Genomic DNA, 16,813 nt, shown 5'->3' on the forward strand with positions numbered 1-16,813 from the left:
GAACAAAATAAAACCCCGCCGGGGCGGGGCTGGGTCAGGGCGCGGCGGCGTTTACTCCTGGCCGCGCAGCGCGGCCAGCGCGTCAAAATAGTCGGGGAAAGTCTTGGCCACGCACTTGGGATCGTTGATGGTCACGGGGGCGCCCAGCAGCGAAATCAGCGAGAAGCACATCGCCATGCGGTGATCGTCGTAAGTGTCGATTTCGGCGTTCGGCGTCAAGGTGGAAGGCGGGGTGATGCGGATGTAGTCCTGGCCTTCCTCCACCACGGCGCCCACTTTGCGCAGCTCGGCGGCCATCGCGCTCAGGCGGTCGGTTTCCTTGACGCGCCAGCTCTCGATATTGCGCAGCGTGCTGGTGCCGTCGGCGGCCAGCGCCGCCACCGCCAAGGTCATCGCCGCGTCCGGAATGTGGTTGAAGTCGGCGTCTATCGCCTTGAGCGGGAGGCTGGCGCTGGCCTCTATCCAGTTGGGGCCCATGCGGACGTCCGCGCCCATCAAACGCAGCGCGTCGGCGAACTTGACGTCGCCCTGTATGCTGTCCGCGCCCACGCCCTCCACTCGTACCGGGCCGCCCGCCAGCGCGCCGGCGGCGAGGAAGTAGGACGCGCTGGAAGCGTCGCCTTCCACGTGAACTTCGCCCGGAGAAATGTAAGTCTGACCGCCGGGGATGGTGAAGCGCCGCCAGCCGTCGCGCTCAACCCGCACGCCGAAGCGCGCCATCAGGTTGAGGGTGATTTCGATATAAGGCTTGGAGATCAGCTCGCCGCTGACTTCGATGACCGCGGTTTCGCCGGTCAGCGGCAGCGCCATCAGCAAGGCGGTGAGGAACTGGCTGGACACATTGCCCTTGACCGGGATCGGGCGGCCGGCTTCCAGCCGCGCCGGAGCGACAGTCAGCGGCGGGTAGCCGGGCTGGCCCTGGTATTGGATTTGGGCGCCGGCCACGCGCAGCGCGTCCACCAGATCGCCGATCGGCCGCTCGTGCATGCGCGGCACGCCGCTGAGTTGGTAATCGCCCTGCATCAGCGCCAGCGCGGCGGTTAGCGGGCGGAAAGCGGTGCCGGCGTTGCCGAGGAACAGGTCCGCGCTTTTGACCGGAAATTCTCCGCCCACGCCCTGCACGCGGAAATCGCGGCTGTCGCCTATTTGCTCAATCTCAACCCCCAGCAGCTTCAGCGCCGCCAGCATGTGACGGATGTCGTCCGAATCCAGCAGGTCCCGCACCAGGGTGCTGCCGCTGCCCAGCGCGGCCAGCAGCAGAGTGCGGTTGGAGATGCTTTTGGAGCCGGGCAGCTTGATGGCGCCGGACAGGCGTCGGACGGGGGCGAGGTGCAGTTGTTCCATGGCGGTTCGGGATCTTGTGTTCTTTGGGATTGGCGGAGGGCGCCGAGGCGCCCGTCGGACAATGTAACCGCCAGCAAGGTCTTTGCGCAAACCCCGCGTTGCGGCGCGGCGGCGCGGCGCAAGCCGTAGAATCTTGCTGTGCCGGCCCGCGGCTTGAGATAAAATCGCCGGTTTGGCCGGTTGCCCGTCGAGGCGGCCGGCGCGAATTTCTGCAAGGACATTGTCTGTACATGACCGCACCTGTCATCGCCATCGACGGCCCGTCCGCTTCGGGCAAGGGCACCGTCGCCGCCCTGGTCGCCGCGCGGCTGGGTTTTCATTATCTGGATTCGGGCTCGCTCTATCGCCTGCTGGCCTTGTTCGCGCAGCGCCACAATATAGGCTGGGACGACGAGCCGGGCCTGGCCGCGGCCGCCTCCGGGCTGCCGGTGGAGTTCGCCGACGGGGCGGTGTGGCTGGAGAACAACGACGCCAGCGCGGCGATCCGCAGCGAGGAAATCGGCATCGGCGCGTCCAAGGTGGGCGCGCTGCCGGCGGTGCGCGCCGCGCTGTTGCAGCGTCAGCGCGATTTCTGCCAATTACCCGGCCTGGTGACGGACGGCCGCGACATGGGTTCAGTGGTGTTTCCCGCCGCCGCTTTGAAGGTGTTTTTGACCGCCAGCGCCGAAGAGCGAGCCGATCGCCGCTATAAGCAGTTGATCGGCAAGGGAGATTCTGCTAACCTCCCACGGATTCTGCAGGACATTATCGATCGGGACGCGCGCGATGCCGCCCGGCCGGTAGCGCCGCTGCGCCAGGAGCCGGACGCCTTTTTGCTCGACACCACGGAGCTGACCATCGACCAGGCGGTCGCACAGGTTCTGCGTTGGTTCGAGGAAAGACAGGTCTCCGGCCTATGATTTTTTTGTCGGGTGAAAATGCTGCAAAGCAATAAATCCGGTTGTGCAACCCTAACCCGCACGCCGCAAGGCGCGCACCGAGAGTACGCTTGATGACTACCCTCTCCATGGAAAACTTCGCTCAGCTGTTTGAGGAAAGCCTGACCCTTCACGACATGCGCGTGGGCGAGGTGATCACTGCCGAAGTGGTGGCAGTTGATTCCAACTTTGTAACCGTGAACGCAGGCCTCAAGTCCGAGTCCCTGATTCCGGCTGAAGAATTCAAGAACGACCAAGGCGTGGTCGAAGTGGCCATCGGCGACTTCGTGACCGTTGCCATCGACGCGCTGGAAAACGGCTTTGGTGAAACCAAGCTGTCCCGCGAAAAAGCCAAGCGCCTGGCCGCTTGGGTGGAGCTGGAAGAGGCTCTGGAAACCGGCAAGATCCTGTCCGGTCTGATCAGCGGCAAGGTCAAAGGCGGCCTGACCGTTATGGTCAACGGCATCCGCGCCTTCCTGCCGGGTTCCCTGGTTGACGTGCGTCCGGTGAAAGACACCACCCCGTACGAAAACAAACAGATCGAATTCAAGGTCATCAAGCTGGATCGCAAGCGCAACAACGTGGTTGTGTCCCGTCGCTCCGTGCTGGAAGAAACCCTGGGCGAAGAGCGCAAAGCTCTGCTGGAAACCCTGAAAGAGGGCGCCATCATCAAGGGTATCGTCAAGAACATCACCGACTACGGTGCGTTCGTTGACCTGGGCGGCATCGATGGCCTGCTGCACATCACCGACCTGGCATGGCGCCGCGTGAAGCACCCGTCCGAAGTTCTGGCCGTGGGCGACGAAGTGGAAGCCAAGGTACTGAAGTTCGACCAAGAGAAGAACCGCGTATCCCTGGGTCTGAAGCAACTGGGCGAAGATCCGTGGGTGGGCCTGTCCCGCCGCTACCCGTCCGGCACCCGTCTGTTCGGCAAGGTGACCAACCTGACCGACTACGGCGCGTTCGTGGAAATCGAACAGGGCATCGAAGGCCTGGTGCACGTGTCCGAAATGGACTGGACCAACAAGAACGTACACCCGTCCAAGGTTGTTCAGGTTGGCGACGAAGTGGAAGTCATGATCCTGGAAATCGACGAAGACCGTCGTCGTATCTCCCTGGGCATGAAGCAGTGCCTGGCCAACCCGTGGAACGAGTTTGCCGACAACTTCCACAAAGGCGACAAGCTGAAGGGCGCGATCAAGTCCATCACCGACTTCGGCGTGTTCGTTGGCCTGCCGGGCGGCATCGACGGCCTGGTTCACCTGTCCGACCTGTCTTGGAACGAAGCCGGCGAAGAAGCCGTGCGCAAGTTCAAGAAGGGCGACGAGGTTGAAGCCGTTGTTCTGTCCATCGACGTTGAAAAAGAACGCATCTCCCTGGGCATCAAGCAGATGGAAGGCGATCCGTTCAACAACTTCGTTGCGATGAACGACAAAGGCGCTCTGGTTAAGGGTACCGTGAAGTCCGTTGACGCCAAAGGCGCCGTCGTGACTCTGGACACCGATGTTGAAGGCTACCTGCGCGCTTCCGAACTGTCCCGCGACCGCGTGGAAGACGCTCGCTCCGTTCTTAAGGACGGCGAGGAATTGGAAGCCGTGATCATTGCCGTGGACCGCAAGTCCCGCAATATCAGCCTGTCCATCAAGGCTAAAGACGCTCAGGAAGACAACGTTGCTCTGAAGAGCCTGTCTGTTGACAGCGCTTCCGCTGGCACCACCAATCTGGGTGCCCTGCTGAAGGCAAAACTGTCCGGCTCCAACGAGTAATTGAGACATGACCAAATCTGAGCTGATCGCTAGGCTGTCGGAACGACTCGCCGAGCGCAATTCTCAGTTGGTCTACAAAGACGCTGAGTTGGCCGTCAAAACCATTTTGGATGCGATGGCCAATAACCTGGCGCAGGGAAACCGGATTGAAATCCGCGGTTTCGGCAGTTTCGATTTGAACTACCGTCCGCCGCGGATTGGCCGCAACCCCAAGTCGGGCACCAGCGTCTCGGTTCCTGAGAAATATGTGCCGCATTTCAAGGCGGGCAAAGAATTACGCGAACGCGTCGACCTGTCCCTGTTGGAGCAGAGCGAAGCCTAGGCGTATGAGCCCTGTCTAGCGAATCCGAAGCGCCGCTTTTTGCGGCGCTTTTTCTTTGCGCGGCGGAAATTCCAGAATTCCAGCTTGGGTTGCGCCGGGCTATCGTTTAAACTTGCACTCCGGCAAACAAATCGAGCGAGATCATGCGTTACCTGCTTCGTATCGTTGAATTGGCCCTGTTGGTATTCCTGATCGCGGTCACCGTGCAAAACAGCCATGCGGTTGAATTCAAATTGTTCTTCGGCCAGTCGTGGTCCGCGCCGCTGATCGTGTTTCTGCTGTTGTTTTTCGTGGTTGGTGCCCTGGTGGGTCTGCTCGCCACGCTCGGCTATTATCTGCGCAGCCGGAAAGAGCTTTCTCAATTGAAAAAAGAATTACGCAACCGCCCCCCCGCCAGCAAGGTGATTAGCGACCCCAGCGACGCGATCGCCGATTAAGCCTAGCGCGAGCGGCGGAGCGAGCCGGCGCCGCGTTTAGGCGCCGCTGTGATTCCATCCGCCGTTCTTGATGATGCCGCCCGGGAGCGGCTGTTGTTGTTTGTCCGGAAAGGATTGCTGTTGGAACTGGATTTGTGGTGGTTGCTATTGTTTCCGGCCTTTTTCGGCCTGGGTTGGTTTGCCGCGCGCGTGGACATGCGCACGGTGCTGAAACAGGCGAAAGCGGTGCCGACCGGCTTTTTCCGCGGCCTGGACGCGCTGGTGGAGGACAAGACCGATATCGCCGCCTCGGCCTTGGCCGAAGTGGCTCGCCAGCAAGGGTCGGCGCTGGAGTTGCAGCACACCTTGGGCAAACTGTATCGCAAGCGCGGCGAGAACGACCGCGCCATCCGCCTGCATCAGCGCATGCTGGACGCGCCGGATCTCCCGGCCGAGCACCGCGACGCGGTGCGCTTCGAACTGGCCCAGGATTTCCGTAAAGCGGGCCTGGTGGACCGGGCGGAAGAAATATTGATCAAGCTGCAGGACGGCAATATGGGCCTGGCGGCGCGCCGCCAGCTGCTGGACATCTACCAGCAGGACCGCGATTGGCACAAGGCCATCGCCACCGCCAAGGAGTTGCGCAGCGACGCGCACTCCTTCCAGCATGAAGTGGCGCAGTTCTATTGCGAGCTGGCTCAGGGCGAACTGTACAAATCCAATAGCGAACAAGCGCGCCACTATGTGGAAGAAGCATTCACGGCCAACCGCAAGTGCGTGCGCGCCAGCCTGATCCTGGGCGACATCGAGTTCGCCGGAGGCCATGTGGAAGCGGCGATCGCGGCCTGGCAGAACATCGAGAAACAGAACTACGAATACCTGTCGATGGCCGCCGAGCGCTTGTTCGACGCTTACGAGGGAATGGACAAGCCGCTGGAAGGCATCGCGCTGCTGCGCGGCTATCAGAAAACCTTCCCGCAACTGGAACTGACCGATCTGCTGTATCAGAAGATCGCCACCTACGAAGGCGAGGAAAAAGCGCTGGAAGTGGCGCGAGAGGGTGTGCACGCCCGCCCCAGCCTCTCCGGCGTGTACCGGCTGATCGAGGCGCAGATGGACGAATTGAGCCCGGAAGGGCGGATGGACGCGGAAGTGGCGCGCGCGCTGGTGCTCAAGCACGCGCAGCGTCTGAGCGTGCATCGCTGCAAATGCTGCAACTTTCGCTCGCGCGCCTTCTTCTGGCATTGCCCGGCCTGCGGCGAGTGGGAGGGCTTTACCGCCAACCGGACGGAATCGCAGTAATAGAACAGAGCTTAAGATTAAGCAGCCGCCCTGGAGCGGCTGCGCTGATTTGAATACAGGCCGCCGGCAGCTTCCGGCGGCAAGAATGGAGCAAGCATGAACCCTTTGATAGCAGCCGACGCGGTTCGGCCGACTTCGCCCGTGCTCGTGGCCCTGGACTTTGCCGACGCGGATAGCGCCTTGCGCTTCGCCAGCCGGCTGGACCCGAGCGAGTGCCGGCTCAAGGTAGGCAAGGAGTTGTTCACGTCCTCCGGCCGCAGCCTGGTGGAGAGCCTGGTGGCCAGGGGGTTTCAGGTGTTCCTGGATTTGAAGTTCCATGATATTCCCAACACCGTGGCCCATGCCTGCAAGGCGGCGGCGGAAGCCGGCGTCTGGATGGTCAATGTGCACGCCTCCGGCGGCCGCCGCATGATGGAAGCGGCGCGCGAAGCGCTGGCGCCGTACAGCCAACGGCCGCTGCTGATCGCGGTGACGGTGTTGACCAGCATGGAAGCCGCCGATCTGGCCGAAATCGGCATCGCCGCCTCCCCGCAAAAGCATGTGTTGCGGCTGGCGACGCTGACCCGCGACTGCGGCCTGGACGGCGTGGTGTGCTCGGCTCAAGAAGCCGGAGAGCTGAAAGCCGCGCTGGGCAGCGACTTCAAACTGGTGACGCCGGGCATTCGCCTGGCGGACAGCGTAGCCGACGATCAGCGCCGGGTGATGACCCCGACGACCGCGTTGGCGGCGGGTTCCGACTATCTTGTGATAGGCCGGCCCATCACCCGCGCCGCCGATCCGCTGGCCGTGTTGCGCGCCATCAATCAAGACATTCAGCACTATCAGGCTCAATAAAATATGAAAATCACAGTTATCGGTACGGGGTATGTCGGTTTGGTGACCGGCACGTGTCTGGCGGAAACCGGCTATCACGTGTGCTGCCTGGACGTGGATCCCAATAAGATCTCCATCCTGAAGCAGGGCGGCATTCCGATTTTCGAACCTGGCCTTGAAGACATGGTGCGGCGCAACGTAGCCGCCGGCCGGCTCAGTTTCACCACCGACATTGCCGAGTCGGTGGCCTTCGGCGAGGTGCAGTTCATCGCCGTCGGCACCCCGCCGGACGAGGATGGTTCCGCGGACTTGCAATACGTGCTGGCCGCCGCGCGCAATATCGGCCGTCACATGACGGACTACAAAGTCATCGTCGACAAGTCCACCGTACCGGTGGGCACCGCGGACCTGGTCAAGGCCGCGGTGGCGGAAACCCTGGCCGAGCGCGGCGAAGCGCTGGAGTTCAGCGTGGTGTCCAACCCGGAGTTCCTGAAGGAAGGCGCGGCCATAGACGACTTCATGCGTCCGGACCGCGTGGTGATCGGCGTAGACGACGAACGCGCGGCGGCGATGATGCGCCGGCTGTACGCGCCGTTCCAGCGCAATCACGAACGCGTGTTGCTGATGGATGTGCGCTCCGCCGAACTGACCAAGTACGCGGCCAACGCCATGCTGGCGACGCGCATCTCCTTTATGAACGAGCTGGCCAATCTGGCCGAGAGCCTGGGCGCCGACATCGAGCAGGTGCGGCTGGGAATGGGCTCCGATCCGCGCATCGGCTACCACTTCCTGTATCCGGGCGTGGGCTACGGCGGCTCTTGCTTCCCCAAGGACGTCAAGGCCCTGGTGCAGACCGCCAAGGAAAACGGCCACGAACTGCGGGTGCTGACCGCGGTGGAAGAGGCCAACGATTGCCAGAAGCTGCGCTTGGTGGACAAGGTGCTGGCGCGTTTCGGCCAAGACCTGTCCGGCCGCCGTTTCGCGATGTGGGGCCTGGCCTTCAAGCCCAACACCGACGATATGCGCGAAGCGCCCAGCCGCGTAATCGCCGCGGAACTGAGCCGCCGCGGCGCGGAAGTTGTTGCCTTCGACCCGGTGGCCACCCACGAAGCGCAGCGCGTGATGGGCGACATCTCCGGTCTGAGCTTCGCCGGCGACATGATGGCGGCGCTGCGGCAGGCGGACGCCTTGTTGATCGTCACCGAATGGAAGATGTTCCGCGCGCCGGACCTGAACGCGGTCAAGCAAGCGCTGAAGCAGCCCTTGGTGTTCGACGGCCGCAATATGTACGATCCGGCCTGGATGCGCGAGCAGGGCTTCGATTACTTCGCGATCGGCCGCTGAGGATAATCATGGGCCTGATGCAAGACCTGGGGCTGGACAGCTCCAAACTGGCCGCCGAACTGGCGCAAGCGAAAGTCCTGGTGGTGGGCGATGTGATGCTGGACCGTTATTGGTTTGGCGACGCCACCCGAATTTCGCCGGAAGCGCCGGTGCCGGTGGCCAAGATCGAGCGCATTGAAGAGCGAGCCGGCGGCGCCGCCAACGTGGCGCGCAATATCGCGGGTTTGGGCGGCCAAGCCACCCTGTTGTCGGTGGTGGGCGACGACGAGGCGGCCTCGGCGCTGGAGCGTCTGCTGGCGGCGGACGGCATCGCCACCTCGCTGAAGCGCGATCCTAGCATCGCCACCACCATCAAGTTGCGCGTGGTGGCAAGGCAGCAACAGCTGATCCGCCTTGATTTCGAGGACGCGCCCAGTCACGAGATTCTGGCGGGCAAGCTGGAAGAGTACCAGCAGATCCTGACCAGCCACGATGTGGTGATTCTGTCAGACTACGGCAAGGGCGGCCTGACTCACGTCAGTAAGATGATTGAGCTGGCGCGCCAGGCCGGCAAACCGGTGTTGATCGACCCCAAGGGCGACGACTACAGCAAATACGCCGGCGCCACGCTGCTGACGCCGAACCGCAGCGAATTCCGCCAGGTGGCCGGCCGCTGGGCGTCGGAGAGCGAGTTGACCGCCAAGGCGCAGGCCCTGCGCGCGGCCTTGTCGCTGGACGCCTTGCTGGTAACGCGCAGCGAGGAGGGCATGACCTTGTTCCGCGACGAGGGCGTGGTGCATCAGCCCACCTTCGCGCGCGAGGTTTACGATGTGTCCGGCGCCGGCGACACCGTGATCGGCACGCTGGGCCTGGGGCTGGCCGCCGGCCAGCCGCTGCCGGTGGCGATGAGTCTCGCCAACGCCGCCGCCGGCGTGGTGGTGGGCAAGCTGGGCACCGCGGTGTGCAGCCAGCGCGAACTTTTCGCCGTGTGATCCCGTCCAGTCAGGCTGGATCCTGAAGGAGAACACATGCAGCATTATACCGATGTCATCTTGGCGTTCTGGTTTGGCGGCGGCGACGACAGTTTCCTGTCGGTGCCGCGCAGCGCCTGGTTCAAGAAGGATGAAGTGTTCGACGGCATTATCCGCGAACGCTTCCTGGACGCGTGGCGACAGGCGCGCACCGGGGAGTTGCCGGCGGAGGCCGGCGACGCTCGCCGCGGTTTGGCCTGGCTGATTCTGACCGATCAATTCCCGCGCAATCTGTTCCGCGGCTCGGCCGAGGCCTTCGCCACCGACGGCCAGGCGCTGGCGCTGGCGCGCGAGATGGTGGCGCGCGGCCTGGACCGGCAACTGCCGCATCTCGCCCGCACCTTCGTCTATCTGCCGTTCGAGCACAGCGAGTCGCTGGCGGATCAGGACGAAGCCGTGCGCTTGTTTGAAACCATGGCCGAGGACGCGGCCATGGCGAGTTTTATCGATTACGCGCACCGCCACCGGGACGTGATCGTCCGCTTCGGACGCTTCCCGCATCGCAACGCCGCGCTGGCCCGCACTAGCACGCCGGAAGAGCTAGCCTATCTGGCCGAGCCCGGCGCCGGTTTTTAAACGCGCAGCAATATTCTCGCGCCGTCGGCGATGGCCGGCGGCGGAAAGGCAAAACATGACTATCGTCGTCACCGGCGCCGCCGGTTTTATTGGTTCCAACCTGGTCAAGGCGTTGAACGAGCGCGGCGTCACCGACATCATCGCCGTGGACAATCTGTCCAGCGGCGACAAGTTCCGCAATCTGGTGGATTGCGAAATCGCCCACTATATGGACAAGCACGACTTCCTGGCCTTGCTGCTGGAAGGCGAGTTCGAGGGCGAGCTGTCCGCCATCCTGCACCAGGGCGCGTGTTCCGACACCATGAACCACGACGGCAAGTACATGATGGACAACAACTATCAGTACACGCTGGCCTTGTTCGACTACTGTCAGCACGAGGAAATCCAGTTCCTCTACGCCTCCAGCGCGGCCACTTACGGCAAGGGCGCCGTGTTCAAGGAAGAGCGCCAGTACGAAGGCCCGCTCAATGTCTACGGCTATTCCAAATTCCTGTTCGACCAAGTGCTGCGCCAGCGCATGAAAGAAGGCTTGAGCGCGCAGGCGGTGGGCTTCCGTTACTTCAATGTTTACGGCCCGCGCGAGCAGCACAAGGGCCGGATGGCCTCGGTGGCCTTCCACCATTTCAACCAGTACCGCGAGCATGGCAAGGTCAAGCTGTTCGGCGGCTGGGACGGTTGGGGCAATGGCATGCAAAGCCGCGATTTCGTGTCGGTGGAAGACGTGGCCAAGATCAACCTCTACTTCCTGGACCATCCGGAAAAGAGCGGTATCTTCAACCTGGGTTCCGGTCGTTCGCAGCCGTTCAACGACGTTGCCGTGGCCACCGTCAACGCCTGCCGTCGCCATGATGGCCAGCCGGCGCTGAGCCTGGACGAGATGGCGGCTCAGGGCATTGTCGAATACGTGGATTTTCCCGACGCGCTCAAGGGCAAGTATCAGAGCTTTACCCAGGCGGACATCGGCAAGCTGCGCAGCGCCGGCTACGACGCCGAACTGTTTAGCGTCGAGCAGGGCGTGGACCGTTATGTGGACTGGCTGATCAAGCAATGACGCTGCGCGTCCGGCAGGCGGCGCGGCTGTTGATGCTGGATCCGGCGGGCAGGGTGCTGTTATTCCCCTGCCAGCCGGCGGACCGGGTCGAATACTGGTTCACGCCGGGCGGCGAGGTCGAGGGCGGTGAAAGCTTGGCCGATGCCGCGCGGCGCGAGTGCCGGGAAGAGACCGGCCACCGCATTGCCGATCCCGGCCCGCCGGTTGCTTGCAGTTCGTTCGAGTTGACGTTGTTGGATGGCGAGCGGGTGCTGGCGGTCGAACATTTTTTTTTGATTCACGTCGAGCACGCGCGGCTGGATGACGCCGGCTGGACCGACATCGAGCGGCGGGTGATGGGGCAGGGTCGTTGGTGGGCTCCAAGCGAATTGAGCGCATCTGGCGCCAGCTATTTTCCCGAGGATCTGCTGGAGATGTTGAAGAGGGCCTGAGTCGCGTGTTGCCCGGCGCCGTGGCGGTGCCACCAGATTTGTTCCTATCGCGCTTGTACGCATAAACAGCCGCCTGTCATTTTTGACGGGCGGCTGTTTTGTTTTGGGCGGCGGCTGGCAGGATTTTGTTGATTTGGTTATTTTCAAGTCAATGACTTTGCTTAAATTTTAATATTTTCATCACTAATGGATAAACCAAGAACAGCTTAGTTCTAGACCAAAAATCCTGAGAATGACAAATAATTTCATTTTTGAGATGGCCGGAGCCGAGTGCTATCTAAAGAAGCAGGCCTGCTCGCCGAGAACGGATCACGGGCAGGCCGCGAGCTAAGAACCTGTTCAAAGCCCGGTGAGCCGCAGTAAGACGAGGCGCGTTCATTGCCGGAGATTTCGCCAAACACAGCAGGCAAGCGACAGGCTCTTAAGGTTCCGATCAATCGCAAGCGCCGCATCGGCTGCCTTGCATCGTAGAAAGTCGAAAACCATGGGCGATCTCAAAGATCTCAAGGACGCTGAAACCAAGCTGCTGCTGACCGCAAACGATGGCTCCACCGTGACCATCCATTTTGTCGGCGTGCCTGCGGCAACCGGCGCGATTGTCAATTACGTGACCAATACCGCCAACCAGCCGAAGAAATTCGGCAATCATATTTATGTATGGGAAAGCACCAGCAATATCGTGCCTTGGGCCAAGTCGCCGACGGGCGACACCGCCATCGACACCGACAGCTCCACCAGCACCCAATTCGTCGATTTCGCCTTTGAGGACAAGGGCTACATCCTGGGTTACGCCGTGGCCGCCACGCCCAACGCGGTGTGCTCCACCATTTATGTGCCGCAAGGCTCGCTGGATAGTCCGCAGGACTGGCAGTACGCCAACAATTCGGTAAAAACGCTCTATGTCGGCACCAACCTGGTGCAGGCGCAATACCAAGTGCTGCAATCTTACGACGCGGTGAGCAATAAAAACTGGTTGGGGCTGTGGCAGGGTTCCACCGTGCCTTATAGCGGCGATCCGCTGAAGAAAGTCAGCGTCACCCAGGGCGGCGACAGCGGCAGCGTGATTTTCAGCAACGTCAAACTGACCATCAATACCACCTATTCGATCGGCTACTTCATGGTGGATCAGGTGTCCGGCCGCACCTCGCTGGCCGCCACTTCCACCTTCACCGTCGGCAAGGCCTGAACCGCCCGCGCTTGAAGCGGCCGGCGCGCATGGGATGTCCGGAGCGCGCTGGCCGATGGCGGCTTTTCCCGATTAACCACCGTTCAGGGCCCCATGTCGAATTTGCTGCTGCTGAGCAATGATGGCGGCCGCCAGGTCTTCGTCACCGTGGTGGGCGTGCCGATGCCGGACGGCGTGCTGGCCAACTACATCACCAATACCGCCAATCAGCCGCAGACCTTCGACAACCGCTTGTACGCCTGGGAGAGCAGCGCCAATCAGGTGCCGTGGGACAAGGCGCCGGCCGGGCAGGCCGCTTTGCTGAGCGATAGTTCCACTTCCACCCGCGTGCTGAATTTCGATTACGAGCTCAAGGGCTATGTCATCGCCTACGCGGTGGCGGGCGCGCCGCAGGCGGTGTGTTCCAGCGTCTACTTGCCCGCCGGCGAGCAGGACAATCCGCAGGCCTGGACCTATGACAGCGTGTCGCTGCAGACGGTGTATGTGGACAGCAATGTATTGCAACTCAAGTACAAGGTGTTGACGGCTTATCAGCCGAAAGCCGCCGGCAACTGGGTGGGCATCTGGCAGGGCTCCACCGTGCCTTACAGCGGCGATCCTATCCGCAGCCTGCCGGTGCCGCGCGACGACGACTCCGGCTACCTGGCGATGGACGGCCTGAAACTGACCATCAACACCAGTTATGCGGTCGGCTATTTCATGCAGGCGCTGCCGCAGGGGCGTACCTCGCTGGCCGCGACGACGACGTTCACGATAGGCGCTTATCAAGGAGAAAAGACATGATCGCATTCGAGCGCCTGGCGGGTAGCCGGCTGTATATCGATCAGGCAAACCAGGAGGGCGCCGGCTGGTGGGCCTGGCTGCTGGCCGCCGGCGCTCAGGCGCCGGCCGGCCCGGTGCCCTTGACGGAAGCGTTGGAGAATGCGGATTTGGCCGGCAGCTTTGTCTACTGCGCCGCCGCGCCGGATCTGAGCGGCGACAAGGCCGCCGCCTTCGTTGCGGCGCTGGATGCGGTTTTGGCCACCATTATCGGCGGCCGCGCCTTGCTGTGGCTGCCGCGGGCTGAGCAGGCGCCGGAGGCGAAGGAAAAGGGGTGGGTCTTGTCCTTCTCCGCTTCCGGCGGCGGCTGGCGCACCAGCAATGGACTGGACTTGAGCCTGACCGGCGGCGCCGGCATCGGCGTCGCCATCGCCTCCGGCGCGGCGCTGACCGTGGCCGAGTCCGGCGATGCGCTGACGCTGACCGGCCGCAGCTCGCCGGCGGCCACCTTGAGCGGCGGCATGGCGCCGGCCTTGTATCAGGACGATTACAGCGCCGGCCTGGCGTTTGCCGGCGCGGCGCTGGGCAGTTGGCGTTTTGGCTTCAAGACGGCGCGCCAGGCGCTGGCGCGCAATTTCGCCTGCGGCTTCCAGCTGCTGGTGCCCAATCCGGCGGTGGGCAGCGCCGGCTCGGAGCAGCCGGTGAAGGATCTGAGCGCCTATCTGCCGTTGGTCAACGGCGGCGAGCCCAACCCCTCCGATCTGTTCGCCTTCACCGCCCAGTTCAATCCGGTCAACCCCAACAATGTCTTGCCGGCGACGCCTACCGTATTTTGGTTCGCTGCCGGCGCCAGCCTGGACCTGGTGTCCTACTACCGCACCGTCTACGGCATGACGGTGGGTCTGCGTCCGGTACTGGACGCGGCGGCGGGGCGGCCGGCGGGCCTGGTGGTCAATCCCGGCTCCGGCAGGACGCCGCTGTACCTGGGTTACAGCTTTGCGCCGGTGGGGGATTTCGAGCTGAGGGTGGAGGGCGTGGACGACGGCCAGCCGCAGCAATTGCTGGCCGGCCTGTCCGGTTCGGAGAACATCGGCTTTGTCAGCGGCGGCGCGTATTTGCGCGCCAGCGGCGGGCAGCCGGCCTATGCGCCGGTTTTTCCTCTGGAGCCCAGTTCGCCGGTGGGGCCGCCCTTGGACCCGTTGGCCTTGCTGCTGAATCGGGACTTCCGCACCTCATGGTGCACGGTGACGGCCAAGGGCGAGGGCGCCAGCGCTCACTACGCGGCCGCGCCCAAGGGCGCTGATCTGTTCGGCCTGCCGGACGCCGCCAACGCGGACGGCGGCGATCTGCTGGAACCCAAAGACCCCGGCTTGGCCTTGCCCAACAGCGGCGAACTGAGCTTCCCCCTGTTGCCGTTCGCGGCGTTTCGTTCCGGGGCCGGCGACCAGGACTTGCTGGCCGGCCAGATGGAGTTGTTGGAGAGCCAGATCGTCAGCCCCACTCGGCGTAATCGCATCAACGCCGCCTCCGCCCAGGCGTCGCGCTCGGCGCGCGCCAGCCTGGGCCTGGAACAGACGCGCAACGTCGCCGGCTACAACGCGGCCACGCCGGCAGGCTTCATCGCCCGCGTCGCGGAGCGGGGCTGGAGCCGGCTGCTGTTGGCGCAGATCATGACGGGCGGGCAGCCGCAATGGCAGCTGGGTTTTACCGCGCCGTCCAGCGCCTTACAGGCGGCGTTTCAGACCGACAACCTGTTTCTGCCAGTGGCCAATCCCCTCCAGTTGGGCGTTGAGGCCAGCGGCGTGATGCCTGAGGATCCGCCGGCCAGCCCGTCGCGCTTCTACAACCAGCTGGAGATCGATCGCTGGCGCTTTAAGGCAGCGGTGGGCAAGGGCAACCGCTACGGCGACTATCGCAATGTGATGGTGGTCAAGGGCGTGCCCGGCAGCCTGCTGGAACTGGTGACCCGGCCGACGCAATGGACGCAGAAAAATCTGTTCGCCGCGCCGCTGGGGCCGGACGGGCAGCCGGACGCGTCGCAGTTGACCCCGCTGGCGGACTGGCTGAGCGCATACTTCGCCAGCGCGCTGAGCCAGCAGGACAACCCCTATTTCCAGAACTTCTGCCGCATCATCCGGGATCCTAACTGGCAGGGTGTTTTGCTGCTGAGGGTGGATATTGAGAAAGTGCCGGCGGAGTTGCTGGGCTTGTTGGCGGGGGTGACTCAGCCAGAAGCCTTCGCCGCCCATCATATCGGCATTGAACTGAGCCAGATCGACGGCAAGACCGTGACCCAGACCGACTCCAGCTCCTTGTTCGGGCTGATCTACTACCTGGATCCGGACTACGAGGACGAGCCGCAGGCGCATGCGATTCCGCCGCAGGACGCGGACGCCACCTATGAATTCCGCCTGCTGACCTTGAAGGCCTTGTTCCAGAACACCGCGGTGCAGCGTTTTGAAAGCGTGGCCCAAGTGGTGCTGAATCAATTGTTCGGCAGCCGGGTGGACCGCATGGTCGAGGATCAGGGACAGGCCAATATCTACAACGCCGTGTTGCTGGAAGGCGGTTTCCAGACCAACGGCGGCGCGCCGGTGTACTCCTTGTCCTCCGCCCAGCCGGCCTTGTTCAAGCTGCGCAACAATGTGCTCACCAGTGTGGAGATCGCCACGGCGGCCTTGTCCACGCGTGACGAAGGCGCTGGCGGCAGCGCGGTGTCCTGGTTGAACATGTCCGGTTTCATGCAGTTCGCCGTGCTCAAGGACGAGGCGGGGGAACTGCCGCCTTTCGATCTGTTTTCCTTCGGCGCCGACGGCGATGAACCGGTAGCCGGCCAAGGCTTGCGTTTCAGCGGCCTGGGCCTGCGGATCGCCTTCCCGCTGAGCGGTCCGGCCGGCGGGCCCGCCGTGATCACCATGCTGGAAAACGAGCTGTCCTTCAATCCGGCGGCTAGCCGCTCGCGAGCGCAGGGTCTGTATCGTGATTTCCAGCTGGAATTGAACGGCCTCTTGTCCGGCGCCGCCGACAGCACGCCGGCGGCCAAGGGGTTTTTGGCGGTGGCGACCAGCTATGGCCTGCAAGGCGTGGCCGAACGCGCCTGGCACGGCCTGTCGCTGCGGGTCAACCTGGGCACCCTGGGCGCGCTGGCGTCCAAGGTCAATCTCAACACCACCTTGTTGCTGGCCTGGGCCGACGATAGCGGCGCGGCCGACGGCGACGCCGGTTACCAGGCTCATGTCGGCATGGCCCTGCCGGGCGCGGGGCCGGGCGGCGAGCTGTTCAGCCTGCAAACCGTGATCAAGCTGTCCATCGGCGCGATCCGGCTCTTGTACAACGCCGAGCAGAAAGGCTATCTCTTGCTGCTCAACGAGATCGCGCTCAAGTTCCTTGGCTTGCTGCGCATTCCGCCCAACGGCGCCACCTCGTTCTTTCTGTTCGGCAACCCCGATGCGGAGACGCCCACCGGCCTGGGATGGTACGCGATTTACAACCAGGACCAACCGCCTCCCGCCGCCGCCCCCGATGCCGATCCGACGGCGCTTACCCACCTGTCTCAATCTTGAAGGACGGCGCGAT

General features: G+C 63.2%; 15 protein-coding genes. 14 read left to right on the plus strand and 1 reads right to left on the minus strand.

Annotation, left to right across the window (positions count from 1 at the left end; translation table 11 throughout):
* Positions 1-51: 51 nt before the first annotated feature.
* Positions 52-1,344 (minus strand): 3-phosphoshikimate 1-carboxyvinyltransferase, encoded by a 1,293-nt coding sequence (gene aroA / locus HA052_RS14200; RefSeq protein WP_166452381.1) that lies wholly within the window; start codon positions 1,342-1,344, stop codon positions 52-54.
* Positions 1,345-1,574: 230 nt separating this feature from the next.
* Between aroA and cmk the strand changes: the two genes are divergently transcribed.
* The 14 genes from cmk to HA052_RS14270 all read left to right on the plus strand — a co-directional run bounded on the left by cmk (position 1,575) and on the right by HA052_RS14270 (position 16,800).
* Positions 1,575-2,243, plus strand: coding sequence for a (d)CMP kinase (cmk, locus tag HA052_RS14205; protein WP_081545068.1), 669 nt, complete (start codon positions 1,575-1,577; stop codon positions 2,241-2,243).
* Positions 2,244-2,335: 92 nt separating this feature from the next.
* Positions 2,336-4,027, plus strand: a complete 1,692-nt coding sequence (gene rpsA / locus HA052_RS14210) for a 30S ribosomal protein S1 (RefSeq protein ID WP_141111089.1) — start codon at positions 2,336-2,338, stop codon at positions 4,025-4,027.
* A gap of 7 nt (positions 4,028-4,034) precedes the next feature.
* Positions 4,035-4,349, plus strand: a complete 315-nt coding sequence (locus HA052_RS14215) for an integration host factor subunit beta (protein ID WP_019104286.1) — start codon at positions 4,035-4,037, stop codon at positions 4,347-4,349.
* Positions 4,350-4,492: 143 nt separating this feature from the next.
* Positions 4,493-4,786 (plus strand): LapA family protein, encoded by a 294-nt coding sequence (locus tag HA052_RS14220; protein WP_019104285.1) that lies wholly within the window; start codon positions 4,493-4,495, stop codon positions 4,784-4,786.
* Between the two features lie 120 nt (positions 4,787-4,906).
* Positions 4,907-6,067, plus strand: coding sequence for a lipopolysaccharide assembly protein LapB (gene lapB / locus HA052_RS14225; RefSeq protein ID WP_206118908.1), 1,161 nt, complete (start codon positions 4,907-4,909; stop codon positions 6,065-6,067).
* Between the two features lie 96 nt (positions 6,068-6,163).
* The gene (pyrF, locus tag HA052_RS14230) at positions 6,164-6,901 is read left to right on the plus strand and encodes an orotidine-5'-phosphate decarboxylase (RefSeq protein ID WP_166452383.1); all 738 of its coding nucleotides are present in this window, start codon (positions 6,164-6,166) and stop codon (positions 6,899-6,901) included.
* A gap of 3 nt (positions 6,902-6,904) precedes the next feature.
* A complete protein-coding gene (locus HA052_RS14235) occupies positions 6,905-8,224 on the plus strand; it encodes a UDP-glucose dehydrogenase family protein (RefSeq protein ID WP_166452384.1) in 1,320 nt (439 codons plus the stop codon).
* An 8-nt stretch (positions 8,225-8,232) separates the two neighbouring features.
* A complete protein-coding gene (gene rfaE1, locus HA052_RS14240) occupies positions 8,233-9,195 on the plus strand; it encodes a D-glycero-beta-D-manno-heptose-7-phosphate kinase (protein ID WP_081545073.1) in 963 nt (320 codons plus the stop codon).
* Positions 9,196-9,231: 36 nt separating this feature from the next.
* A complete protein-coding gene (locus HA052_RS14245) occupies positions 9,232-9,810 on the plus strand; it encodes a DUF924 family protein (protein ID WP_166452385.1) in 579 nt (192 codons plus the stop codon).
* 55 nt (positions 9,811-9,865) lie between these two features.
* Positions 9,866-10,861: an ADP-glyceromanno-heptose 6-epimerase gene (gene rfaD, locus HA052_RS14250; RefSeq protein WP_166452386.1), complete on the plus strand. Its 996-nt coding sequence runs from the start codon at positions 9,866-9,868 to the stop codon at positions 10,859-10,861.
* Positions 10,858-11,292, plus strand: a complete 435-nt coding sequence (locus HA052_RS14255; RefSeq protein ID WP_166452387.1) for an NUDIX hydrolase — start codon at positions 10,858-10,860, stop codon at positions 11,290-11,292. The genes rfaD and HA052_RS14255 overlap by 4 nt, the downstream gene beginning before the upstream one ends.
* Positions 11,293-11,776: 484 nt before the next feature.
* Positions 11,777-12,478: a hypothetical protein gene (locus HA052_RS14260; RefSeq protein WP_081545076.1), complete on the plus strand. Its 702-nt coding sequence runs from the start codon at positions 11,777-11,779 to the stop codon at positions 12,476-12,478.
* A 93-nt stretch (positions 12,479-12,571) separates the two neighbouring features.
* Positions 12,572-13,261: a hypothetical protein gene (locus tag HA052_RS14265; RefSeq protein ID WP_081545077.1), complete on the plus strand. Its 690-nt coding sequence runs from the start codon at positions 12,572-12,574 to the stop codon at positions 13,259-13,261.
* Positions 13,258-16,800, plus strand: a complete 3,543-nt coding sequence (locus HA052_RS14270) for a hypothetical protein (protein WP_166452388.1) — start codon at positions 13,258-13,260, stop codon at positions 16,798-16,800. Before HA052_RS14265 ends, HA052_RS14270 begins: the two co-directional genes overlap by 4 nt.
* Positions 16,801-16,813 lie beyond the last annotated feature (13 nt).

Origin of the sequence: Chromobacterium fluminis, assembly GCF_011602385.1 — a bacterium.
Lineage (GTDB): Bacteria > Pseudomonadota > Gammaproteobacteria > Burkholderiales > Chromobacteriaceae > Chromobacterium > Chromobacterium fluminis.